Source organism: Gilliamella sp. M0364 (assembly GCF_016100565.1).
Classification (GTDB): domain Bacteria; phylum Pseudomonadota; class Gammaproteobacteria; order Enterobacterales; family Orbaceae; genus Gilliamella; species Gilliamella apis.
This window is the reverse complement of the sequence record NZ_JACFSF010000001.1, coordinates 269,935-294,631: the sequence shown is the minus strand read 5'-3', so window position 1 is coordinate 294,631 and position 24,697 is coordinate 269,935. Positions and strand designations below refer to the sequence as shown.

Below are 24,697 nucleotides of genomic sequence, written 5' to 3'. Positions count from 1 at the left end.
ATTTGATTGAATCTACAAAGGATGATGTAGTTATTGGACCAAATTGAATTTTTTGACATACCAAATCCTTGCCAAAGAGTATGTCAAATGGATAGGCAAGGGTATTGTATAAAATGCTATCGTTCTCGAGACGAAAGATTTAATTGGCTAAATTATTCTAATCATCAAAAACAAGAAGTTTTGCGGTTATGTAAACAACGGGCCATAAGACGTTATTATCAATTTTTACAACAGCAACGACAACAAAATAACCAAATTACCTCTTCTCAAATCGATTTTAAATTTTGATATTTAAACATCTATTTTTTTTCATAACTTGTAATCCTGCTCAACTCGGAGTAGCATTTTTAAGTATATTATTATGGTTTTGTATTAATATTACCTTCGCTAATTAATGGGGATAGAAAATATGAAAATGTGTATTGCATGTGGTATGCCCATGACGGCTATTGCTGATTATCCTCTGCATGATATGTCAAAAAACTACTGTAAACATTGTGCTCATAGCGATGGAACAATGAAATCATTTGACGAAAAATGGCACGAGGTAACACTTAAGTATGCCAATAATCATAATATTGATTATTCTGTTGCCAAAGAGACCGCTTATACAATTTTAAAAAAATTACCAGCCTGGAAACGCAGATGGTAGTAGAATTTTTAGGCAACCAACTGCATTTAGAATAATATCTGTTGCAGATATTGCAAAGCTTAGTATAATTGCCAACGTTTACTTTTTTACACTTCTAATGCCAGTGTGGCGAAATTGGTAGACGCAGCGGATTCAAAATCCGCCGCCCTTAAAAGCGTGTCGGTTCGAGTCCGACCACTGGCACCAACAAAATCAATTAGTTAATTCTCATTCTTTTGTAAGTCAAATATCAAAAAATTTTGAATGGCGAAAAAAATGGCGAGTGATTTTTCTTTTGAAAATTTTTAACCAACCTTAAATTCATCAATCATATTTAATTTCTTATATCAATATTCATTTAATAAATCTATCAATAGTTAGCAGATAAAGATCATTATAATTAAAGATGCTAACCGGTTAGTCAATGATCTCAGTAAAAAGGGGGGATTGATTGGAAAAGTGGCTATTTGGGTGAGGATACTTTCGAAATAGTAAATCAAACAGGATTATGAAGTGCAATGATATGGGATCAAGGTAATAAGGTTGGTCACTATGCGAGTTGTTAAAGGAACAGATAAAGTTAGTAATGTTTTAATTCATTATCCTTGAAAAGGCACTAGTTATAAAATGACTTAATATGAATTTAAGAAGGAATATAATGAGATCGCAGTTTCTATTTTAATCCATGTTAATGATAGTTTTATTCCAACAGGGATAGATCTATATCAGTTTAAGAAATGGCATCCTAAATACTAGAAAAATAGAGCGAATGAATTTAAAAAATAGGTATATTATGAGTACATAACTCGCAAAAGATTTCGGTATTTTTTTTAAAGAAACAATTTTAGAGGCAAAAGAAAATTGGTGATTTTTTTTGAGCCTATTATGGGCGCTCTGACGCAGACTCTGCTGAAGTAAAATTGGTTAACAATGATGGAGTATAAGAATGGACCTGATGTAAGCATTCTAACCAAACTAAATAATAAAACTCTATCAATTTGATGAATTAATAAATTCTATTGTCCCAAGAGATGGTAAAGATGGTAATAAATAGTGAATTTAGTAAACAGTTATTATTAGAAAGGGAAAGATTTGAAAATCCTCCAGATCATACTGTTAAAGCTACAGGGGTTGGTATAGCTAGGTTTATTATTCGTTGTAATAATAATGCTGATGAAGTGTTAAACTTAGCTAAACGAGTGTTAGTGATAGTAAACTATAATTCAGAGTTAGTTTGGTCTTCTTTTGAAGAATGGTCAAAAATATTACCTAATAAGTTTGTTAATAATTGTGCTCCAGAACTTTCAAAAAGTGAAAGTGAAAAAGAAATTAATTATAGAAGAAGTCTACCTTGGGAAAAACAAGTAAGTCTAGAGAAAAATAAAAAATGGAGTTTAGGAAACTGGCTTGTATGGCTTGAACCAGAGACCAGAGAATGGTTTTGGTGGAATGCTCATAAATTTGATGGTGAAATTGAAAATACACATTTTTTAATTGAGGTTACCGCATTAGATGATCCTTTTTCATCAGGTGCATTGAAATGGTTATTTAGAGCTTGTGGTGCAATTGATGTCGTATGTACAGATGATCTTTAGTCTATGCATCTGTCATCAAGTTCTGCGAGACTAGTCGCAGAACTGAACTAACTATTTATCTACTCAGTGATCTAGTTCACAAATTGAACAATTAACTCGTCTTTTTAAGTGGTAACGGTGAATGGTCTGTGTTGGATCAGAATTTAGCCAACTAGAGGGTTTTAAAGATAATCAGTGAAGAGTAACATCCTTTGTTATAGTTAGCTTTTTTACGCATAATTAACCCAAATTATTACCACTTCATTCATATTCTAATATCAATAAGACGGTATAGACTCCTCAATTATTTTTACAAATAAACCTCAATAAACTAAATCAAAATAACCATTACCTAAAAAATATAATCATCAATTAGAACTGTTACTAGTAATGACAGTTTTTTAACTGACCAGAGCGCAACCAATTTTTTATGACCATAACAATGAAGCAAGAATAATAAATAGAAATTTATAACAAAACAGGTGAAACTTTTTATACAAATCAATTATTATCTTGTAAAGTATCGGCAACAACAAATACTTTGCTTATTGATACTAGGGAGGTATCGAAAAGAAAATAGTTATGTAAACTCGTACCTAACGAACATAAAGATAAACTAAATTGGAACGGTTCAGCATAAGTACAATATATTTAATAGAATATTGAATTTTTTTAAATGATAAGGTAAAAAAATTATGTCAATAAAAATCGGTTTTACAGGTGGCTCCACTATAGTTGAATTAGGTACAGACAGTGATATGCGGCTATTTTTTGACTGTATTTTATATTATGTTCCACCTAAATATCCCGACCAAAATTGGTCACTAATTACTGACCGCTTATATCGTCGCTATTTAAAATTAGAAGAGTTAGATGCCGCCGTAGCATTAATGAAATTGGTAGAAAAAGAGTTTAAACAGTTGGATAGAGAAGCATTCGATTGGAGTAAAATATTATCAGGTCAAGTTAAAAGTGATTTAGATAGAGCTAAATCAACTTTATTTGAAATTTTTGGTAAATATTTTGAAGCATTTTATGAGAGTATTGAATGTGCTATAAGAAATTATGAATGGTTCAAATCAGATCCCGATTATAAATATCAACCGGTAATGGTAATAATTTCTACCATTCCTTATTGTGTAAGCTATAGTATGATCCCTTTATCTGTTTTCGATAATTTACAACCTGACGAAAAACCAATTTGGTGGACTGGTAAAATTCCTAAAATCACAACTTAGTTACTTTTATCTTATCTCTAATTGCTGAAGCTGAAGATATTATTGATTATGCTATTGCATTAGTTGGATTAATACCTTGTGTAGGTGATGTAGCTGGTAAGCTCTTAAAAGAAGCAAAAGCGGCATTAAAAAAGCTGAAGAAGCCAAGCTTCGACGACCTTTAACTCCAACTGAAATGAAAAAACTATATGCAGAGTCAACAGCTGTTGAAGTTGCAAAAGATGTCCATCAAGCAAGACCAGCATATGGAGGTAAAACACTGCAGAACAAATCATGAAAGATGCAGAAAATCTTTATGAAGTGGTTAAAAGAGATACTGACGCATTACGAAAAATATGATAGAAAAGGGTATGATTCGAAATTAGTAGAAGATGCCAGAAATAAAATAAAAATACGCAACAAAGAAAACGGGATCTAGTGATCATGATTAAATGGCAGCAATTAGTTGATGTATTAGGTAAATCTGAAAATTCTTCAGAGTTTTATACGCTAAAAGATGAAATTGGTGAAAATCCTGAAATATCAGAAGATCATATTGAATATGATGATCCTGATCGAACTAAATATTATGAGTTCTTTCAAACAGGTATGCTTATCGGTTTTCGAAAAAAATATCTGAATCATATTCAATTCTTTTGTAAGGAAAAGGATAATTATTCTATATATTATGGAAAATTATTGAATGGGATCGATTTTCAATATACTGAAAAAATGGTCATTGAGTTATTAGGGAAACCATTAAAAGTAGGTGGAAATGAACAAAGTCCTTTTTTGGGATATGTGAATCGTTGGATATTATATCATATGACACATTATTCATTACATTTTGAGTTTAATAAAAATGGGACTCTTTGTTTGATAACATTGGCTGTATTAATAAGATAAAAACACGTAGCAAAGAAAAGCGGATTTATTAATTACCTTAGAATGGAAAGAATTTATTGTACCTTTCAGTACATTCGAAACATCCGATAAATTTGTTGTTTTGATGAATTCTATAGGAGAAAAACCAGTGATATCAGAAGATCCTATAGAATATAACGATCATGAAAAATGAAAATATTACAAATATTTATGCCATGGAATTGAACTTGTATTAATTAACAATAATTTAAAACAAATACATTTGCATTTAACTAATAATCAACCTAATTATTCTCCTTGTATTAGTGAATTACCTTCAGGAATCGATTTATCGTATCATAAAAATAAAATAATTAGCTTACTAGGGAACCCAATTAAATAAAGAAACCATCAGTCAACAAAAGTTGAAATAATAAAACCAAATGAATAAAAGGCAATCAATAATATGTCAATAGAAGATACAAATAAAATTGATATGATTGGGATACTCAAGAACAATGAATCAGTAATTAGTTTGGGTATAACAGATCATTTATCATGGAATGATGAAATAAATAATCATTTATTTTTATTACAAGAAAAGATAAATAGTTCTTTAAGATTCATTGAAAGTGGTGAAATATATGAAAGTTTCCTAGCAGCTAAAGGAAAAATTGATTTTCTGATAGAAATTTTTTTTCAGTATAAAATACCACAAGAATGTAACAATTTTCTAGACAAAGTAAATGAACTTTTATCATCTACTAATATCAGATTAAAATATGAAGAAAGAAATAATTGCTAGTATTAATATTGTCCCAGCCAAAAACAGGGATTTTTTATGTCTACAATTTACTTCGTAAGTTTACTCGTGGCCTAGCCGGCGCCACTGCAACATGGCTAGCTGAGCAGATAAAACTGCACACCGGGCATATGGGTAAAGATGGTATGACTTCATCAGATGAATTATCAGAATTATTAATGTCACTAATGCCTTATGAACCTGCAATATATAAGAAGCTATATAATGTTGTATGGGATTATATAAAGTTAAGCTACTTTAAATAGTAAAGCTTCCTCCAGTCGGTGAGCTTTTATCTCTTTTTAGATCTGTATAGCAAGCTCTATAATTAACTTATCCTGCTCAACCTAGGGAATATTAATATGGGAATGCAAGTCAGTATAGATATAAATTTCGCACAAGAATATTCTCCTAAAGAGATATTAAAGTGCCTAATAAATAATGGCAGGAATATTTATTATCAAAATACGGTTACTTATCTATCGTCAAATGATATCGATGATTATAACTGGTTAAATATCGATATGAATTTGTTCAATTTAGACGAGTTTATAAACTCTCATAATATTATGGATAAAGTCGGTATAGTGATGGTTTATGATAATGAATCAGGCGGTAATTTATTAATTTACCCTAATTATTTATCTATGTCATTGTCAATAAATCGTCAGTATTTATCTGGAGAAGATATTCCAGATTTTAATTGGTATCTAAGAAGAATGCGTGTTTTTTTAAGAAACATAAAACTATCTAGCATACAATGTGAAACCATCTACTAATGAATAATCCCTCCTCTTAGCTCAGCCCCCTTTAATCCTGATAATCAACAGCTCTGTTGTACATCGTTGATGACTGGCTTACCGATGGTAAAGCCGAAGGCTTCCAGCCAGCGACCTTTAATGGTCGGTTGTGGTATGGGGTTAGGTCTGCCCAGATTAGGTGTTGTAACTCATGGTGTAAAACCGCTCAGTAATGGGTTGTGTGGGTTCTTTGTATATGGTTGATTTTAACTTAGTATGTGCCTTTACCATAGATAACTTTTATCCGCATTATTTTCGCACATTATGACCACTTCATTCATATTTTAATATCAATAAGACGGTATAGACTCCTCAATATTTTTTACAAATTAGAATGATTCAATATTCAATTATAAGGCCTTGTGAAAATTGTCAGATAACTTGCTCGGAGGATAAATAGATATGAGTATTTTAAATATAAATTGGAAACACGTATTTGGAACAATATTTACTTGATTACATATATTGAGTTAATTGCATAAATTAAAGTGCTTAAATTTTATATCATGAAAATAATATGTGATATTTATCACAATTAATTAATATTAAATTTGTTGGCACTAATTTTAATATGTATTATTTAAAAAAAAGGGATTTTTTTTCTAAATGTGTTGAATCGATTCACCTAACTGATAAATGAAATTCAAGGAGGAAAATTGGACATAATATTAAATAAGTAATGCACTGTTTAAAGACAGTAAAATAAAAAATAAATATTTAGGAATATTAAAATTACAATTAAGGAAATAATATGAATAATAAAAGAAATTCATTAAAAATAGCTGGAATCGCTATTGCAGTATGCTCATTATTTATGTCTTCAACAACAATGGCCTTTCAACCAGGTTCTACAGAAGATTTTTTAGGTCATGAAGTTGGACCTACTTATCATACAGCTGCTGAGGCAGTGAGTAGTAATGATTATCTTCCAGGACCTCCTAAAAATGATTCAGCAGTATTTGAAGCGGACAAAGCTGCATATCAAGAAGGTTATAAATTTAAAGATACAGCTCGCTGGAAGCAAGCAACCATGGATGCAGATTTACATACAACTAATATGGCAAAAATATTTTCTGAACCAATGGGAATTACTATTTCACAAGAAACAACACCGACTCTTTATAAAATGTTAGGTGATCTTCTTGTTGATTCAGCAGATAATGCTACCAAAACAGCAAAAGAAGCGTATATGAGAGAACGCCCATTTGTATTCTTTGGTAATCACACATGTCAACCAGTTAATGAAGAAGATCGGTTGCGTAAGAATGGATCATATCCTTCTGGGCATACTTCTTATGGATGGACTGTGGCATTAGTACTTGCTCAAATGGCACCATCTCATGCAGAAGCCATTATAAAACGTGGTTATGAATTTGGTCAAAGCCGAATGATCTGTGGTGCTCACTGGCAAAGTGATGTTGATGCTGGACGAATTGTTGGTGCTGTTGAATATTCTCGCTTACAAACTCTTCCTAAATTCCAAGAAGATCTTCGTAAAGCTACAGAAGAAGTTAAACGTCAATATAAGTCATCAAAATAATTAATTGATTTTTACCCTCTTAAGATATTTTTAAAAGACTTAAGAGGGTAATTTATATATTAATAATATTGGAATTTATTAAATTAATTATTCTTAGAGGATGACAATTTATTGAACAATATTAGCCAATCTAAGATACATACTTTTCAACTCAAATAGGCTATCATATTTTATCTCATCTCATAGTGCTTATTTTTCTATAAAATGAAAAAAATAAATTTATTATTATCTGTACTTGGTTTTTTATTGCCATTGACAGTCATGGCAGTAGAAGTCAATGATGTAACTGGAATGACACCAGTTCAAGTTGCTGCAGTTGTGCAACCAGAATCTACTCAACAAGTTGTTGATATAGTTAAAAAGGCTACCGGACCAATTAGTATCGCTGGTGGTAAATATAGTATGGGAGGACAAACAGCAATCCAGGGGGCGGTGCAAATTGATACTCGCAAATTAAATCATGTCATTGATTTTAAACCTGACCAAAAGTTGCTAACTATCGAGACCGGTGCCACATGGCATCAAGTCCAAGAGCTTATAGACCCTTATGATTTATCTGTAAAAATAATGCAAAGTTATGCTAATTTTAGTATTGGTGGATCATTAAGTGTTAATGTTCATGGTCGTTATATAGGTGAAGGACCTATAATTCTTTCGGTAAAACAATTCAAAATTGTGTTAGCTGATGGCAAAGTAGTAATAGCTAGTCCTGAGCAAAATCAAGATATATTCTATGGTGCTATTGGTGGTTATGGTGGCTTAGGTATAATCACCGAAGTGACTTTACAACTTGCAGATAATGTTAAAGTCAAACGTTTTAGTAAAGCTATGCCAATAGCAAACTATTATGAATATTTCAAACAGAATATACGTTCTGATAGCAAATCAATCTTCCATAACGCTGTAATTTATCCACCAGATTATAAAAGAGTGAGATCGGTCACTTATAAACAGACTGAAGAACCATTAACGATTTTAGAACGATTGAGATCTGATGATAAAAAGAACCAAAATTTGGAAAAACCAATCAAAATTGTATCTTCATCGTCTATTGGTAAAAATTTACGAAAATTATTTGATGATTTTTATTATATAAAAAAACCAGTAATGTGGCGTAATTATGAGGCTAGTTATGATGTCTCGTATTTACAACCGATAGCGACTAAAAATAAAAGCTTTGTTTTGCAAGAATATTTTATACCGGTTGAACAATTTGATCACTTTTATCCAAAATTAGTCACTATTTTGAAAAAAAATAAAGTTAATGTTATTAATATTTCTATTCGTCATGCCAATCAAGATAGTGGTTCATTACTGGCTTGGGCAAAATCGGAAGTATTTGCTTTCGTGATCTATTATCAGCAAGATACTGATGAACTGAGCAAACAACATGTTGGTAATTGGACAAGAGAATTAATAGATGCAGTTCTGGAAAATCACGGCAGCTACTATCTACCTTATCAACTACATGCAACAACAGAACAATTTCAAAGAGCATATCCACAAGCTGAGCAATTTTTTAAACTTAAAGCTCGATTAGATCCACACAACAAATTCAGTAATATGTTATTAAAGCGCTACCATATCGAAACCGTTCAATAAAATAGCGCCAGTAAGATAATTAGTTATTTTTTATTAAATAACTAATTATTCAAACTGACATTATCCAATATCAATAAAGATCGATACGTTATTTAACATTAGAAAAATTTTATTTTTAACCTTATCTAAGATTTATCATAATCTACTATTTTTCGAATATTAAACGTAAAATTGTTTTCATATTTTAATATTAATATTTTGTGTCATCTTCGTTTAACAATTAGTTGATATTAAATTAGTTTGTTAGTGCCTGTAATACTAGTTTAAATACATTTGAATGCCCCTTGCGACTTGGGTAATAAATATAAAAAGGTTCATATATAATTGAATATTCAGGTAATAATTCTATAAGTTGTCCTGATGCTAATTCATTTTTTACATCTGGATAACCAATCCAACTAATACCTAAACCATCAAGAGTCGCTTGTTTTCTTAAATGATTATTGATTGTGAAGTGAGAAATAGGGTGATATTGTATAATATTTCCTTTATCGGAAAACTCCCATATCGATTCCATTCCATATTGGTTTGAAACTTTTTTGCCAATTAATAAATGTTGATCTAAATCATTAATCTGTTTTGGTTTTGTTCTCTGATGCAAATAATTCGGACTAGCCACTAAAGTCATACGCAAAGGGTCTGATATTTTTACTGCTATCATCTCTTTTGCCAAATCATTGCCGATTCGGCAGCCCATATCGAAACCTTGTTTAACAATATCAACTAAGTTATTGTCACATTGAATTTCAATTTTAATTTGTGGATAGCGTAGTGAAAATTGGCTTAATTTAGGGTATATAAAATTTTCAATAGCAATATTCGATGCATTAATTCTAATGGTACCCGATGGAGTATCAAGGTAATCACCAAGAGCAGCAACTTCTTCATTGATTTGTCGATATAAAGGGGATATTTGTTTATAAAGTTGTTCTCCTGCCTCTGTTAATGAAAGGCTTCTAGTCGTACGATTAAATAGCCGTAAACTCAAACGTGTTTCTAAGTTTCTCATGCTATGACTTAGTGCTGATGACGAAACACCTAAAGATTTGGCTGCACCAACAAAGCTTTTTGCTTTAGCTATAGTAATAAAATAACTTAGTTCATTATAGTTATACATAGGATATAAATAGACAATTAATGAATTTAATTCATGATACTATAAATGAACAGCACGTTTATCTCAATAAAAGTTAACGATAAAATACTCATTACTAAGATTGAATTTTTAACAATTTATTAAGTTAATCAATCTATTATTAGCTAGTTAGGAGAGAGAGTATGGATTATATAAAATTAGGTAATTCTGATATTGAAGTCTCACGATTTTGTTTAGGGTGTATGAGTTTTGGCGATCCTGCCAGTAAAATGCATGATTGGACACTTAATCCAGAACAAAGTGAAACAATCATTAAACATGCCTTAGATCTAGGAATTAACTTTATTGATACAGCAAATATATACTCTAGTGGTACTAGTGAAGAATATGTAGGAAGAGCGATTAAACGAAATATAGCTCGAGACAAAGTAATACTGGCTACTAAAGTCTATTTTAATGAAGGGCATTTATCTAAAACAGCAATTGAACGAGAAATTGAAGGATCCCTGAGACGATTAGGTACCGATTATGTTGATTTATATATTATCCATCGTTTCGATTACAGTACACCGATTGAGGAAACCATGGTTGCGTTACACCATTTAGTTCAGAGTGGTAAAGTACGAGCATTAGGTGCTTCTGCGATGTATGGTTATCAATTTTATAATATGCAATTAGTCGCTAAACAAAATGGTTGGACGCCGTTTGTTTCGATGCAGAATCACTATAATTTATTATATCGTGAAGATGAAAGAGAATTGATTCCTGTCTGTAAGCAATTCAATGTTTCATTAACTCCTTATAGCCCTTTAGCGGCAGGTAGACTTTCCCGATTAGAATGGCAGACCAATACACTACGTAGTAAGACTGATAAAACTGCTGTTGCTAAATACGATAGTACCCAACAAATCGACATGAATATAGTAAAAAGGGTTAATGAAATTGCGCAAAAATATGCAGTAACCATGACGCAAGTTGCTCTGGCATGGCAATTTGCCAAAGGCGTTGCTTCACCAATCATCGGGGCAACCAAAACGCAATATTTGGATGATGCGGTAGGGGCATTAAAGCTTTCATTAACTAAAGAAGATATTGCTTATCTTGAAGAACTTTACTTGCCTCATCGTATTGTCGGCGCACTTTAATTAGGCACAAAGTATAAGATTAAATTTACTGACAAATATCATTGAGATATTTGTCAGTAACAGCTACTAAATTTTTCCTGAATTTAAATATTTTTGCATCTCTTCTTTCGGTACCATTCCACCGCCAGTTGCCCATACTAAATGAGTTGCATTTTGTAATTGTTTAGGAGTGAATTGCATACGTTCTAAATCTTCCGAGTTGTTAGTTACAACTACCGGACCTTGCATACCGGCAAGGGCAGACGGTTCAAGTTGAATGTTTTCAGTTTTATCCAGTAGTACTAACAAATCATACATTTCCTGATCCGACAAGGTATAATATCCATCTAACAGACGTTCCATGGCTCGTCCAACAAATCCAGAAGCACGACCAACAGCCAATCCATCTGCGGCGGTAATATTATCAATTCCGATGTCTTGTACCGAAATTTTGTCGTGTAGACCAGTATAAACCCCTAGAAACATACACGGTGAATGTGTTGGTTCTGCAAAAATGCAGTGTACATTATCACCGAATGCCATTTTTAAACCAAAAGCAACACCGCCAGGTCCACCACCTACACCACATGGTAAATAGACAAAAAGTGGATGATCTTTATCAACTTTAATTCCTTGTTCATTGAATTGTTGCTTTAAGCGTTCACCGGCGACTGAATATCCTAAAAATAGGGTAGTAGAATTTTCATCATCGATAAAGAAACATTTTGGATCAGACTCTGCCGCTTTACGGCCTTGTTCAACCGCAACACCATAATCTTGCTCATACTCAACAACATTAACACCATGATCACGTAATTTCTGTTTTTTCCATTCTCGAGCATCAGCAGACATATGTACGCTAACTTTAAATCCGAGTTTAGCACTCATTATGCCAATTGATAAACCAAGGTTACCTGTTGAACCTACAGCAATACTATACTGACTAAAAAACTGTTTAAATTTATCAGAATATAATTTGCTGTAATCATCTTGTTCTGATAATAGTCCATTTTCAATGGCTAGTTTTTCAGCGTGAGTTAAGACTTCATAAATACCACCTCGAGCTTTAATTGAGCCAGAAATTGGTAAATGACTATCTTTTTTTAAATAAAGCTGACCTGCGATATCAACATTATATCTGGCTTCAAGGGCATTTTTCATATTAGTAATTTCAACTAATTGTGATTCAATAAAACCCTTGGTTATAGCTGTTTCAGGGAAAGCTAATGATAAATATGGTGCGAAACGTTTTAATCGTTCACTCGCTTTTTTTATATCCGTTTGATCTAGTCCAACGTAAGGAAGACCGATTGCTAAAGTAGTGGTATTAGGATTAAACCAACAGCTTGGTTGAAGTTTAATTAAATTTTCTACTAATGGTTTATCGGCAATAAGTGTTTTTATCTCTATTTGATTCATATTCGCTCCTTGAAAGATATCTAAATAAAATTAGATAATAAAAAAGTACCCATTAATGCAACTACTGAAGCAATGAATGTTGCGGTAGTATAGTATTTTAAAATTTCACTCATTGTCGCTCCACAATATTGCTTAACAAGCCAAAATAATGAATCGGTAACTATTGTACAACCAATAGCACCCGAACCTATAGCCAATGTAATGATTTCAGGACTGATATTAGGATAAAGAGCTAGCATCGGTGATACGATTGCTGTGGCGCCCATCATTGCAACTGTCGCTGAACCTACTGCAGCATGCAAAATTATTGCTACTAACCACGCCAATAAAATTGGATGCATATCTAAATGGGATAAAATACTTGCTAAACTATCGCTCAAACCACTCGCTTTTAAAATACCATTAAATGCACCGCCAGCACCGATAATTAATAAAATATTGGCAATTGATGAAAAGCAATCTTCAGTTTTATTGAGTAGGTCAGACATTTTCATATCACGTCTTAGACCTAGCATATAATAGGCAACAAATGCTGCTATAAACATAGCGGTAATAGGATTGCCGATAAATTCTAAAACAGTATAAATTGAAGTGTTTTTATCCATGTTCAGCTCAGCAGTTGTTTTTATCAGCATGAGAAAAATGGGTAATAATACTGTAAACAATGTTGCACCTAATGAAGGCAGTTCTTCTTCAGTTCTTACTTTTAGATCTGAAAATTGTTCCGGTACAGCTTTAAATGGAATTCTATTTTTGATAATTCTTAAAAAAATAGGACCTCCAGATAATGATGCGATTATTCCAATAATTAATCCATATAAAATAACGCTACCAATATCAGCACCTAAAGCATTAGTGACATATAATGCAGCTGGATGAGGAGGAACAATACAATGAACGGCCATTAATGCTGTACATAATGGAATCGCTAACATTAATAACGAAGTTTTGGTTTTTTTAGCAATTGAAAATGCTAATGGTATTAAAAGTACAACGCCGACCTCAACAAATAACGTTATACCACAAATCATACCAATCAATACCATAATAACATCTGGTGATAAAAAGCGGCATTTTTGTAAGGTAATACCGATGCGTTCAGCTGCACCTGATATTTCCATCATTTTTCCTAGAATGGTACCTAAACCAATTACTGCCGCTAAAAAGCCAAGTGTACCACCAATACCATCTTCGATTGAGGAAATCATTGCCAATGGCTTCATTCCCATTAATGCACCTACGTAAAAACTGGATAATAATAAGGCTAAAAACGGATGAAGTTTAAATTTGATAATACTTATTACAATTAATAAAATACTCGTTATTAAAACACCTAAAACCCAAATCTGTGAATCCATAATGTTTTCCTATTATAATTAAAGTAAAAATTACCGTGTATTAGATTTTATGGAGAGATAACTGATAAATGATTATAAATCATGTTCACATGAATAAGATTCGGTTGAATAAGTGTCAGGCTGTAAGAAAGTAACAATCATTAATTTAATTAATTGTATTTGATTTAACATTTTTAGTTAAATGTTAAGAAAATAGGTAAGGAAGGATGTACAATGTTTGATGATGATCGTTTTATTACCACTAACCGATTGATATCAGGATATCAATTAGCTAAATTCCACACTTTTGAAGCAGTTGCACGATATAATTCCTTTATGCGCGCAGCGGAAGAATTATGTATTACTCCGAGTGCCGTTAGCCATCAAATTAATAAGCTTGAAGAAGAATTAAATTTTAAGCTATTTAACCGGTTTCATCGCCGTATTGAGTTGACCCCTGATGGTGAAAATTTATTTAATATTTTAAAAAAGTCCTTGTCGATACTAAATAAAGAAATCTTTGAAATAAAGAGTCAGGAATTAATCGGGCAGTTGACCATTTATTCTCGTCCTTCCTTTGCGCAAGGCTGGCTTGTTCCAAGAATATCAGAATTTAACAAGAAACATCCTTATATTATCTTGAATATATTAACAGGTAATGAAATAATCAATTTTGATCGTCATCGTATTGATTTAGCCATTTATTTTGATGATTTAGAGTATAACGACTTGGATGTTTATCATTTAATGAATGAAACGATTGTACCTGTGTGTAGCCCTCAATATGCGGAATATCATCAACTTACTGAAAATATTGAAAACCTAAAGAATTGCTTAATAATACATGATAATCAAGCTTGGGGATATGATACCAACTTCGACGAATGGCAATCTTGGGTGAAGCACTTTAATCTTGATCTAGATTTTGAAGATTTACCTACAATGTTATTTGATCGATCTGATTTAGCGATCCTCGCGGCGATTAATCATTCAGGTATTGCCATGGGAAGAAAACATATTATCAATAAATATCTTGAATCAGAGGAGTTAGTTACTCCCTTTCCAAATATGACGTTAACATGCAAACAACGTTACTATGTTGTTTCTGCTTCTAAGGGAAGAAATCCAAAAGTTAAAGCTTTTGTAAGATGGTTAAAAGAAAATTTGGCTGAGCAGTCGGTTGAAAGTGTTATCTAAAATTTAGTTAAAACTAAAGATTAATTGTATATATCTAATATGAATATAGATATAATTTTTTCGTATTATCCCAATAGTTAATCACTATCTATAATGTTATCTCTAAAAAATAGAATCAATTGTTCAATTAGATTAATTTACTGATTGAAATAGGGAGCAATAATGAAAAAATATATTTGCATAATTATGCTGTTGGGTTTGACTTTAATTGGCTGTGACAATAAATCAGAATCAACCCCTAAAAGTCAACAAGATAAAAAAGAGATCATAGTTGGTTTGCCACCAAGTATGCACAATATAATGATGGAAAAAGTTGTTAAGCCCGCTTTAGAACAAAAAGGTTATAAAGTTAAATTGGTAAATTTCAGCTCTCTTAGAGACTCAAATACTGCCTTAGTTGAAGGAAGTATTGATCTTAATGCAGCACAGCATCAAGCTTATCTTGATGTATATAATAAAGAAACTAAAAGTGATCTTGTTTCTTTAGTTCATATTCCTTCTATTTCAGCTGCGCTTTTTTCTCAATTGCATCATTCTATTGATGAAATAGCTAATGACCAAACAATTGTCATTCCCAATGATCCATCAAATAAGTCAAGATCATTATTATTCTTACAAAGCTTAAATTGGATTACTTTAAAATCTGATAGTAAATCGGGAACATTAGATTTAAATGACATAGCTGAAAATAGATATAATTTAAAATTTAAATCGATATTATCGGAATTAATTCCTAGAACTCTTGGTGAAGTTGATTACGCGATAATGCCAGGTGGTGTTGCATGGTTAAGTAAAGTTCCGGCTGAAGATGTTTTAGTACAAGAAAAGTTAACACCTAATTTAGAATTAATGGTTGTAGTAAAAAAAGAAAATTTGAACAGTAAATGGGCTCAAGAGGTTAAACAACTTTACCAATCTGAGGCACTTAAAAAATTCATTAGTGAAGATCCTGATGCGAAAGGTCGTTTTATCTGGCCCCAACAATAAGCAAATAATTATTTATAAACTATTCTAGTAATAAATTAGAGTAGTTTATATTGTTATACATCATATTGATTATTTATAAATAATTAAAATAAATTTATGATGCTAGTTGTTATAAAATCAATGACTCTATTTGATTTTATTATTTTTTAATAAAGAGTTTTAGATTTTGATGATTTACTCTAAAATTCGTTGTGTTAATATTTAGACCCTTTGATATAAATATTATTTAAAAAAGTAGTTAAATGTGATGAAAAAAATAAAATACTCTCTTATATTAGCTTGTAGCATAACACTTTGTAGCTGTTTTAATGGTCCAACCTCACAAGTTCGTTTAATTGATAATCCTACTGCCAATGAAATTAAGTTAGTAATTGATGGTAAAGATGTTGTCATTCCAGCTAACTCAAATATAAAATATACTTTTGAATATGGTAAACATAATTTAGCTTATAATAATGAGTCGTTTGACATTGTGGTAAAACCTGTAAAATTTGATGGTACAGGCATTATTAATCCAACCCAAAGCAACTATATGTTACATACTTTTATCTATGCAACCGACAACACTAGCGATGAAACCTTTGACAAATTATATGAGAAAACGCTTAATAAAGTTGATGTCATCATAGATGGTGAGCAAGCAAAGATTGAACTTCCTGTAAAAGTGGTTAATGATTTCTTTATTGAAGATCAAGATAATAGATGGGATTATTCTATTGATGAAAATATTCCAGACGAAATTACTGAAAAAATCAATAAAAATCAATCTTATCAATCTCGTAAAATTAAAATGTATCGTGAAAGTGAATATTTGGAGTTTTTAAAAGAAGATTGGTTAGAAGAGGAAGATGAAATTAGTTTTCCTAATAAACCTAAAAAATTGTCTGAAATTAATCAGTATGTATTCCCGAAACTTGATTTAGAAAGTATTACATGTAATGAAGGTAAAAAATATTTGCAGGATACATTAGATAAATGGCAACAACTTTTTACTTTAACAGGAAGTGATTTTGACAGTAAGTATGAAGGATTAGGGGGATATGATGGCATGCTTGCCTTACGTGATTCTAAAAAACTTTGTCCTACAGATAAAGATCCTGAACAAACTTATTCGAAAGCTATTAGCCCTTTAGATCAAGCTTTAACTAAAGGACGTGATATATACTTTTTTATTGTCAAATAAAATTTGAAAATTGTTCTTTGTTAAAAGATTTAATTATTACAATAAAAGGCATAAAATCTTATAATTAGGTTTATGCCTTTTACTTTTTATACTAACAAAAACCATTTCTTTATGATAAAATTTATACTCTTTTAATATGAATTATATAAATGGATGTTATGAAAAGTTTAAAGTATTCCCTTATATTAACTTGCAGCATAACGCTTTGTAGCTGTTTTAGTGGACCAGCTAAAGTTGAACGCGTGATTGATAATCCTACCTCAAATGAAATTGTAATCGCCATTGATGGTAAAGAACTGGCAATCCCGGCTAACTCTAAAACTACGTACACTTTTGAATATGGTAAGCATAATTTAACTTATAATAATGAGTCGTTAGATTTTATTGTTAAACCATCTAAATATTCTGGTGATGGATTTATTAATCCAACCCAAAGCAACTATATGCTTCATACATTTATCTATGCTACTAACAATACTAGTGACGAAGCTTTTGACAAAATATATAAAGAAACTATAAATAAGATCTCTATCATTTTAAATGGTGAGGAAGGAGAACTGGAGCTGCCTGTAATTGTTGTTAATGACGTTTTCATTGAAGGCGAACTTAATAGATGGGACTATTCTATTGACCAAGAAATACCTGAAGAAATTACTGAAAATATTAATGAAAATCAGGCTTTTCAAACTCGTAAAACTAAAATTTACCGTGAAAAAGAATATATCAATTTATTACAAAATGATTATTTCAACTCCTTAGAAGGTGAAGAGTCAAAAGTTGAAATAAGTTTCCCTAACAAAACAATAAAACTAGCTGAAATTACTAAATATGCTTTTCCTAAAATTAATTTGGAAGAAATTAAATGTGATGAAGGTAAAAAATATTTAACAAAAACATTAGAAAATTGGCAAAAATTTTTCACTTTAACAGACAATGATTTTGCTAGCACGTATGAAGATTTAAGTGGAGAAGAAGGAAAAGAAGCATTAATACGATCCCTTGAACTTTGTCCTAAAAAAATCGATCCAGAAAACACCTATTTTCCAGCATATAAACAATTAGTTGACTTTATCAATGATACGCGATATATACCTTTGATATTATTAAATAAAATATAGTTATTTTCTGATTCAAAATAGATAAAATTATAAAAGGCATAATATTTTAATTATGCCTTTTATTTTATAAACCAACCATATTAAAAGTTGAGGAGCGGGTTTTTTAAAACTTAAAAATGCAATTTTCCATTATTGCAAATCACAGTGCATTCTTAAATAAATTCGGATAGCACAAATTGTAAGTAATAATATTGATATAAATCACATAATTCATATAAAACAATTTGATTAAGTTAAGATCAATATAATATTTATGATGAGTTAATAAATGAAAGGAATATCTTATGAATAAAACTAAGTTGAAAATTGTCGCATTGATTAGTGGGATTATCCTTAGTACTTCTAGCGCTTTAGCCTCACTTGATGATGCCAAACAACTAAAAATCATTAGTTATAATGTTTATAATGGTATGAAGTTAGATGAGAGTGAAGGTAAACAGAAATATATTGATTGGGCAAAAGCACAAGATGCCGATATTATTGCTTGGCAAGAAATGAATTTTTTTACTCGTGAAAAACTTGAAAAATTTGCAGCCAGTTATGGACATAAATATGCGGTACTTTTAAAAGAATCACCAGAAGATGCCGCTTTTTTCCCTGTAGCTATTACCTCTAAATATCCAATAGTTAATGTTAATAAAGTAGTTGATAATTTGTGGCATGGGGCACTCTATGCAGATATCGGAAATTATCATTTTGTCGTTACACATATGAATCCATTTTGGACAGCTAAACGAATTGATGAGATTAATTTAATTATCGATTCAATCAAATATAGTCGTGATCCTAAAGGGAAATGGATAATTGCCGGGGATTTGAACTCATTTTCGCCAGCAGATAAATCTGACTATGATAAAAGTACCCTTTTAGAGGATATTAAAGAAAAGCAAAAGAAAAGACCAATTTTAGAAAATCTGGTTGATGGTAAACTAAGTTATACTGTACAACAAAATCTTCTGGATGCTGGTTTTATTGATGCATTAAAAATTAAACATAAAGAATTTGTGGCAACTGCACCAACTAAAGTATTTTATGATCAAGCATCAGTTCCATTACGCTATGATTACATTTATGTTTCACCACCACTTAAAAATAATGTCATTGATGTTCAAGTTATAAAAGATGATTTTACGGATAAATATTCCGATCATTATCCTGTCCAGATGATCATAAAGAATGATTCATATTAATCGAACTTATTTATATAAAAGATATTGGTAGATTAAACGGGCAAAAGCCCGTTTTTTTATTGTGTTTATCTATTTTAAAAGGGGAGAAAAATAACCGTTACTTTTAATCCAAACGAGATTAAAAAATTATTTTCTTACAACAAATACTGCTCGCATTGGCGCAGGATAACCTTCTACTGTTTTGGATAAATCGTTAGGATCTAAAAATTCCGCTAATGAATCGGATTCCATCCATTCTGTTTTGCGTTGTTCATCCAAACTGGTTTTGGATATATCAACCATTTTTATATCTTTAAAACCACATTTATGTAACCAATTTATCATGGTTGGTACTGATGGAATAAAATAGACATTTCGCATTTGAGCATAACGTTCACCAGGCATTAATGCTTGATGTTCGGTTCCCTCAATAACCAATGTTTCGAGTACTAATTCACCACCATCAACTAATTGATCTTTCAATTGATAAAGATGATCAAGCGGTGAGCGACGATGATATAACACTCCCATTGAAAAAACCGTATCAAATGCGTTTAATTTTGGTAATTCCTCAATGCCTAATGGAAGTAAGTGAGCTCGCTGGTCATTGCCTAATAGTTTTCTTATTGCTTCAAATTGGCATAGATAAAGCGCCATAGGGTCAATACCAACAGCAAGTTTGGCTCCTGCGCCAATCATACGCCATAAATGATAACCACTATTACAACCAACATCGAGAACTGTTTTACCTTCTAAATTATCGATATGATTAATCAATCTTTGCCATTTCCAATCGGAACGCCATTCTGTATCAATATCAACGCCATAAAGATGAAAAGGGCCTTTACGCCATGGCATCATGGTTTTTAATAATTGTGTGATACGTTGCTGTTCGCCAGAAGATAATGGTTGCTCTGTTTTTGCGGTTACACTATGTAATAGATCAACTTGAAAAGGGCTAATTGCTGGTAAGTGTTTAATACTATTTATCCATTGACTAAAACGATTATCTAAATTTTGTTTTTGCCAATTAGCCAATTGCGCCGGTAATACTTCAAGCCAATTTTTAAGCTTACTTTTTGCGATAATTTGGTAAAAATCACCAAAATCAATCATTCTGTTTTCCTTTATAATTGAATTAAATCTTGAGGTTATTTGATAGCAATAATCGAGCCAAAATTAAAACATTGAAACCAAGTATCAACATGCTCAAATCCTGCTGTCATCAGACGTTGTTTATGGGTCGCAACTGTGTCTGTAAGCATAACATTTTCTAGCATATTACGTTTTTGGCTTATTTCCAGTTCACTATAGCCATTGGCTCTTTTGAAATCATGATGCATATTAAATAATAATTCGTCGACAGTCTCATCACTAAAACTAAACTTTTCCGATAAAACTAATATGCCATTTGGTCGCAAAGCTTGATAAATATTACTTAAAACCCGTTGTCGATTTTCTGGGGTTAAAAATTGCAAGGTAAAATTAAGAACTACCATTGATGCATTTTGCATATTTATATTACAAATATCTTCACATATTACATCGACAGGTGTATTTGATTTATAGGCATCAATATGCTTTTTACATCGTTCTACCATAGGTAATGAATTATCAATAGCAATAATGTGACAATTTTCGTATTTGATATTACGACGAATAGCGAGCGTGGCAGCACCTAACGAGCAGCCTAAATCATAAATCATGGAATTAGGTTGTACAAATCGGTCAGCTAGCATACCAATCATTGATATTATATTCGAATAACCGGGTACCGAACGCTGTACCATATCTGGGAAAACTTCGGCAACCTTTTCGTCAAAAGTCCAATCACCTAATTTATCGATCGGGGTTGCAAATAGCTGGTCTTTTTTGGTATCCATAAAAGTTATTGGTACTATAGAATCTAATTCTGTTATCATACCATTTTTTGCGTTCGATTGTTCGAGTAATTATGACTTTTGTTGATTTTACAGCCATTTTCGCAACGATTATTATCAGTATTTCGGTCACATTTTTATTAGGAAAACGCTGGCAGTTTTGGTTTAACCTTCACTTAAGCGGTTATGGTCGAATTATTTATTGGCTAACTATTGGTTTGGCCGGTGCATCATTAATCCTTGCTAGAGTATTAAATGATATTTTAACCTCGGGATTACATTTGTTCCTGTTAACGATTGCCGGTTTGATGATCTGTAGCGTTTTTATAACACTCATTTTTGAAATTGTTTATCGGGTTAGCAAAAAGCAAATTAAGCCTAATCTTTGGCATAAAATCAGTTTTATTATTGCGGTTGTGGCTTTGTTTTGTTTTGGTCATGAAATGGCGATAAATCCTAAAATAGTTGATTATCAGGTTGTAATTAATAAATCAGCCAATGTTGATCATCTAAGAATTGTGCAACTTTCTGACATTCATATTAATGAGCATACCTCTGCAAGTATGATTCAAAACATGATTGACAAGGTAAATAGCTTAAAGGCTGATTTTATCGTGATAACTGGCGATACATTAGATAAACGATTAAAACCTTTCCTCGAAAATGGATTTATTAAACAGTTCCAACAATTAAAGTCTAAATACGGTAATTATATTATTTTTGGTAATCATGAATATTTAGGTACCCATGATAATAATAATCGCGAAGAAGATATTATTAATGCATTTAAACGAGCGAATTTAAAAGTATTGAAAGATGATATTGTTTATCTTGATGAGGTTGGCATCACGTTGATAGGGCGTGATGACTTTTCATCATATAAGTACGATGTTAAGCGTGCCTCACTATCCGATTTAATCATGTTTTCTGATACGGAAAGACCAATAATTTTGTTAGATCACCAACCACTAGATATTAAAGATGTTGCTGAACAACAAGTAGATTTAATGTTATCTGGACATACTCATGGCGGTCAAATCTTTCCTATCAATATATTGGTGGCGATGATGTACAAAAATGCCAATGGTATTTATCACGATGCTGATCATCATTTCACCAGTATAGTCAATAGCGGTTACGGATTTGGTGGGCCACCAATTCGATTAATGACTCGCTCTGAAATTGTTGTAATCGATGTATCTTTTGTCAACAAAACTACCATTCAATAGATTATCTTAAATAGGAAGCGTATTTTGAATTATCAATTTATTATTAGTAATGATGAATTATCCAATTATTGTCAAAAGATCAAGAATAGTAGTGCTATAGCATTGGATACTGAATTTGTACGAACTAGGACATTTTATCCTCATTTAGGGCTGTTACAGGTTTTTGATGGCCAACATGCTGCGCTAATTGATCCGCTTAATATTAACGATTGGCAGGAATTCTTAGCAATTTTAACCAATCCTAATATTGAAAAATATTTTCACTCCTGTAGCGAAGATATTGAAGTGTTTCTTCATGCATTTAATTGTGTTCCTTCTCCAGTAATCGATAGCCAAATTTTAGCTTCTTTTTTGGATAATCCCATCAGTAGTGGTTATGCAAGTTTAGTCAATAAATATCTTGGCGTTGAGTTAGATAAAAGTGAAACACGGACTGATTGGTTAAAACGTCCTTTGACTGAAAAACAGTGTGATTATGCTATTAATGATGTTTTATATCTGTTTCCATTAATGGATAATTTAAAATCTCAGCTTACATCGATTGATTATTTAGCGGCTGCTTATCAAGAATGTCAAAACGCAATTGCACGTAAAAGTGAAACATTTGATCCTCAAAAGGCTTACTTAAATATTAAAAATAGCTGGCAATTGAAAGGGGATGGTTTAGGGCAATTAGCTAAACTTGCTTGCTGGCGCTATCAATTTGCCAAAACTCACGACATAGCGTTGAATTTTGTGGTGCACGAAGAGATATTATGGAAAATTGCGCGTTATCAACCAACTTCCTTAGCAGAACTTGATAAATTGGGTATGAAAGGTAAAGATATTCGTGCATATGGTCAAACAATTTTGGATATATTGCTTCAACCTATACCTATTATTCCGGCAATTCAACGTATTAATAGTTATCCAAATTATAAAAATATTGCTGATTCATTGAAACAAATCGCTGAAAAAATAGCATCACAAACAGGACTTAATAGCGAATTAATAATTTCAAGACGATTAATCAATCAGTATGTAAAATGGCAAAATGATAGGAAAGGTGAAATTCCAGAAATTCTGTCAGGATGGCGTAAACCATTATTTGAACAATATGACCTGCCTAATTGATTAAATCATAATGGAAGAATGACAAAATTTTAGTTAAATGGTGTCAAATTACACTGACACCAATCTCTATATTAAGCTAGTTCACTTAGCATCGATTCAACAATTTTTGATGATTGGGCTGCAGCAAGTTTTAAAAATGATTGAAAATCAACTGCCGATTCATTATCTCCATTATCAGAAATTGCTCTCACCACCACAAAAGGTACTTTAAATAACCAACAAACATGGCCAATAGCGGCAGCTTCCATTTCAACGGCGATTGCATCAGGAAAAGTTTGCTTGATCCGTTCTAAATTGCTTTTACCATTGATAAAGGCATCACCACTGCCAATTGAGCCATCAACAGCATTGACCCCATGTTTCTTTATACATTGTTTAGCTAATGATTGATAATTAACATCAGCAGCAAATGAAACAGGGCAACCTGACATTTGACCAGGTTTATATCCAAAGGCGGTTAAATCAACATCATGATAAAATACATCTTTTGATACAATAATATCACCGATATTCAGTTCCGTTGACAGCCCACCCGCTGAACCGGTATTAATGACTGCATCAACTTGATAATTATTTAATAATAATGTTGTTCCTGATGCTGCAGCAACTTTCCCTATGCCTGATTGTAATAATACAATTTCACAATTTGCTATTTTACCAATATGAAAATCGCATCCTAAATGACGCTCTAATTGATAATCGGTAATTTTACTCTTTAATATGGCTACTTCTTCTTCCATAGCAGCGATAATAGCAATTTTCATATGGTCCTCTTGGCTTATTAGCCGTATATTTATTTTAAATGTGCTATCATA

At 31.7% G+C, this 24,697-nt stretch carries 25 protein-coding genes, 1 tRNA gene and 1 pseudogene; 20 read left to right on the top strand and 7 right to left on the bottom strand.

Features of this window, described 5'->3' with window-relative positions; all coding sequences use genetic code 11:
• Positions 1 to 33: 33 nt before the first annotated feature.
• The 9 genes from H3U96_RS11375 to H3U96_RS01315 all read left to right on the top strand — a co-directional run bounded on the left by H3U96_RS11375 (position 34) and on the right by H3U96_RS01315 (position 5,867).
• Positions 34 to 288, top strand: coding sequence for a DUF1289 domain-containing protein (locus H3U96_RS11375; protein WP_370527997.1), 255 nt, complete (start codon positions 34 to 36; stop codon positions 286 to 288).
• Positions 289 to 409: 121 nt separating this feature from the next.
• On the top strand, positions 410 to 652 hold the full coding sequence (locus H3U96_RS01350; RefSeq protein WP_065651094.1) for a zinc ribbon domain-containing protein: 243 nt from the start codon (positions 410 to 412) through the stop codon (positions 650 to 652).
• Between the two features lie 99 nt (positions 653 to 751).
• Positions 752 to 838, top strand: a tRNA-Leu gene (locus tag H3U96_RS01345).
• 824 nt (positions 839 to 1,662) lie between these two features.
• Positions 1,663 to 2,226 (top strand): hypothetical protein, encoded by a 564-nt coding sequence (locus H3U96_RS01340; RefSeq protein WP_198195337.1) that lies wholly within the window; start codon positions 1,663 to 1,665, stop codon positions 2,224 to 2,226.
• Positions 2,227 to 2,900: 674 nt separating this feature from the next.
• The gene (locus tag H3U96_RS01335) at positions 2,901 to 3,443 is read left to right on the top strand and encodes a hypothetical protein (protein WP_198195336.1); all 543 of its coding nucleotides are present in this window, start codon (positions 2,901 to 2,903) and stop codon (positions 3,441 to 3,443) included.
• Between the two features lie 423 nt (positions 3,444 to 3,866).
• On the top strand, positions 3,867 to 4,328 hold the full coding sequence (locus tag H3U96_RS01330; RefSeq protein ID WP_198195335.1) for a hypothetical protein: 462 nt from the start codon (positions 3,867 to 3,869) through the stop codon (positions 4,326 to 4,328).
• A gap of 424 nt (positions 4,329 to 4,752) precedes the next feature.
• Positions 4,753 to 5,091, top strand: a complete 339-nt coding sequence (locus tag H3U96_RS01325; protein WP_198195334.1) for a DUF6572 domain-containing protein — start codon at positions 4,753 to 4,755, stop codon at positions 5,089 to 5,091.
• A gap of 8 nt (positions 5,092 to 5,099) precedes the next feature.
• Positions 5,100 to 5,354: a hypothetical protein gene (locus tag H3U96_RS01320; RefSeq protein WP_198195333.1), complete on the top strand. Its 255-nt coding sequence runs from the start codon at positions 5,100 to 5,102 to the stop codon at positions 5,352 to 5,354.
• A 96-nt stretch (positions 5,355 to 5,450) separates the two neighbouring features.
• A complete protein-coding gene (locus H3U96_RS01315; RefSeq protein ID WP_198195332.1) occupies positions 5,451 to 5,867 on the top strand; it encodes a hypothetical protein in 417 nt (138 codons plus the stop codon).
• A gap of 44 nt (positions 5,868 to 5,911) precedes the next feature.
• Here the strand turns inward: H3U96_RS01315 and H3U96_RS11370 are convergent, their stop codons facing one another.
• The gene (locus H3U96_RS11370; RefSeq protein ID WP_370545623.1) at positions 5,912 to 5,974 is read right to left on the bottom strand and encodes a hypothetical protein; all 63 of its coding nucleotides are present in this window, start codon (positions 5,972 to 5,974) and stop codon (positions 5,912 to 5,914) included.
• Here H3U96_RS11370 and H3U96_RS11185 point away from each other — a divergent pair.
• From H3U96_RS11185 to H3U96_RS01300, 3 genes are all read left to right on the top strand, one after another.
• Positions 5,952 to 6,092 carry a hypothetical protein gene (locus tag H3U96_RS11185; protein ID WP_232347706.1) on the top strand — a complete coding sequence of 47 codons (141 nt, stop codon included), beginning with the start codon at positions 5,952 to 5,954 and terminating at the stop codon, positions 6,090 to 6,092. The two genes, H3U96_RS11370 and H3U96_RS11185, sit on opposite strands and share 23 nt — an antisense overlap.
• Before the next feature lie 547 nt (positions 6,093 to 6,639).
• Positions 6,640 to 7,428 (top strand): phosphatase PAP2 family protein, encoded by a 789-nt coding sequence (locus H3U96_RS01305; RefSeq protein ID WP_034903278.1) that lies wholly within the window; start codon positions 6,640 to 6,642, stop codon positions 7,426 to 7,428.
• 204 nt (positions 7,429 to 7,632) lie between these two features.
• Positions 7,633 to 9,030 carry an FAD-binding oxidoreductase gene (locus H3U96_RS01300; RefSeq protein ID WP_198195331.1) on the top strand — a complete coding sequence of 466 codons (1,398 nt, stop codon included), beginning with the start codon at positions 7,633 to 7,635 and terminating at the stop codon, positions 9,028 to 9,030.
• Between the two features lie 235 nt (positions 9,031 to 9,265).
• Here the strand turns inward: H3U96_RS01300 and H3U96_RS01295 are convergent, their stop codons facing one another.
• A complete protein-coding gene (locus tag H3U96_RS01295) occupies positions 9,266 to 10,147 on the bottom strand; it encodes a LysR family transcriptional regulator (protein WP_198195330.1) in 882 nt (293 codons plus the stop codon).
• 161 nt (positions 10,148 to 10,308) lie between these two features.
• Here H3U96_RS01295 and H3U96_RS01290 point away from each other — a divergent pair, with 161 nt between their 5' ends.
• The gene (locus H3U96_RS01290) at positions 10,309 to 11,271 is read left to right on the top strand and encodes an aldo/keto reductase (RefSeq protein WP_198195329.1); all 963 of its coding nucleotides are present in this window, start codon (positions 10,309 to 10,311) and stop codon (positions 11,269 to 11,271) included.
• A 66-nt stretch (positions 11,272 to 11,337) separates the two neighbouring features.
• On the opposite strand, the gene dsdA is transcribed toward H3U96_RS01290, so the two are convergent.
• Positions 11,338 to 12,669 (bottom strand): D-serine ammonia-lyase, encoded by a 1,332-nt coding sequence (gene dsdA / locus H3U96_RS01285; RefSeq protein WP_198195328.1) that lies wholly within the window; start codon positions 12,667 to 12,669, stop codon positions 11,338 to 11,340.
• Positions 12,670 to 12,689: 20 nt separating this feature from the next.
• Positions 12,690 to 14,027, bottom strand: coding sequence for a D-serine transporter DsdX (gene dsdX / locus H3U96_RS01280; RefSeq protein ID WP_198195327.1), 1,338 nt, complete (start codon positions 14,025 to 14,027; stop codon positions 12,690 to 12,692).
• A gap of 213 nt (positions 14,028 to 14,240) precedes the next feature.
• Here dsdX and dsdC point away from each other — a divergent pair, with 213 nt between their 5' ends.
• The 5 genes from dsdC to H3U96_RS01255 all read left to right on the top strand — a co-directional run bounded on the left by dsdC (position 14,241) and on the right by H3U96_RS01255 (position 19,681).
• The gene (dsdC, locus tag H3U96_RS01275) at positions 14,241 to 15,203 is read left to right on the top strand and encodes a DNA-binding transcriptional regulator DsdC (protein WP_198195326.1); all 963 of its coding nucleotides are present in this window, start codon (positions 14,241 to 14,243) and stop codon (positions 15,201 to 15,203) included.
• A 162-nt stretch (positions 15,204 to 15,365) separates the two neighbouring features.
• Complete coding sequence (locus H3U96_RS01270; RefSeq protein ID WP_198195325.1) at positions 15,366 to 16,190, top strand: MetQ/NlpA family ABC transporter substrate-binding protein; 825 nt, start codon at positions 15,366 to 15,368, stop codon at positions 16,188 to 16,190.
• Between the two features lie 247 nt (positions 16,191 to 16,437).
• A complete protein-coding gene (locus H3U96_RS01265; RefSeq protein ID WP_198195324.1) occupies positions 16,438 to 17,373 on the top strand; it encodes a hypothetical protein in 936 nt (311 codons plus the stop codon).
• A 158-nt stretch (positions 17,374 to 17,531) separates the two neighbouring features.
• Positions 17,532 to 18,491 (top strand): hypothetical protein, encoded by a 960-nt coding sequence (locus H3U96_RS01260; protein ID WP_131798778.1) that lies wholly within the window; start codon positions 17,532 to 17,534, stop codon positions 18,489 to 18,491.
• 284 nt (positions 18,492 to 18,775) lie between these two features.
• Positions 18,776 to 19,681, top strand: a complete 906-nt coding sequence (locus tag H3U96_RS01255; RefSeq protein WP_086362440.1) for an endonuclease/exonuclease/phosphatase family protein — start codon at positions 18,776 to 18,778, stop codon at positions 19,679 to 19,681.
• Between the two features lie 126 nt (positions 19,682 to 19,807).
• On the opposite strand, the gene cmoB is transcribed toward H3U96_RS01255, so the two are convergent.
• Together cmoB and cmoA are read right to left on the bottom strand one after the other, a co-directional pair.
• Positions 19,808 to 20,776: a tRNA 5-methoxyuridine(34)/uridine 5-oxyacetic acid(34) synthase CmoB gene (cmoB, locus tag H3U96_RS01250; RefSeq protein ID WP_198195323.1), complete on the bottom strand. Its 969-nt coding sequence runs from the start codon at positions 20,774 to 20,776 to the stop codon at positions 19,808 to 19,810.
• Between the two features lie 35 nt (positions 20,777 to 20,811).
• A pseudogene (cmoA, locus tag H3U96_RS01245) lies at positions 20,812 to 21,528 on the bottom strand (carboxy-S-adenosyl-L-methionine synthase CmoA); the annotation flags it as partial.
• 86 nt (positions 21,529 to 21,614) lie between these two features.
• Here cmoA and H3U96_RS01240 point away from each other — a divergent pair.
• Both H3U96_RS01240 and rnd read left to right on the top strand, forming a co-directional pair.
• Positions 21,615 to 22,769: a metallophosphoesterase gene (locus H3U96_RS01240; protein ID WP_086361248.1), complete on the top strand. Its 1,155-nt coding sequence runs from the start codon at positions 21,615 to 21,617 to the stop codon at positions 22,767 to 22,769.
• A 24-nt stretch (positions 22,770 to 22,793) separates the two neighbouring features.
• Positions 22,794 to 23,882: a ribonuclease D gene (rnd, locus tag H3U96_RS01235; RefSeq protein ID WP_086361249.1), complete on the top strand. Its 1,089-nt coding sequence runs from the start codon at positions 22,794 to 22,796 to the stop codon at positions 23,880 to 23,882.
• Between the two features lie 71 nt (positions 23,883 to 23,953).
• Here the strand turns inward: rnd and H3U96_RS01230 are convergent, their stop codons facing one another.
• Positions 23,954 to 24,646: a 5'-methylthioadenosine/adenosylhomocysteine nucleosidase gene (locus H3U96_RS01230; RefSeq protein WP_065578731.1), complete on the bottom strand. Its 693-nt coding sequence runs from the start codon at positions 24,644 to 24,646 to the stop codon at positions 23,954 to 23,956.
• Positions 24,647 to 24,697 lie beyond the last annotated feature (51 nt).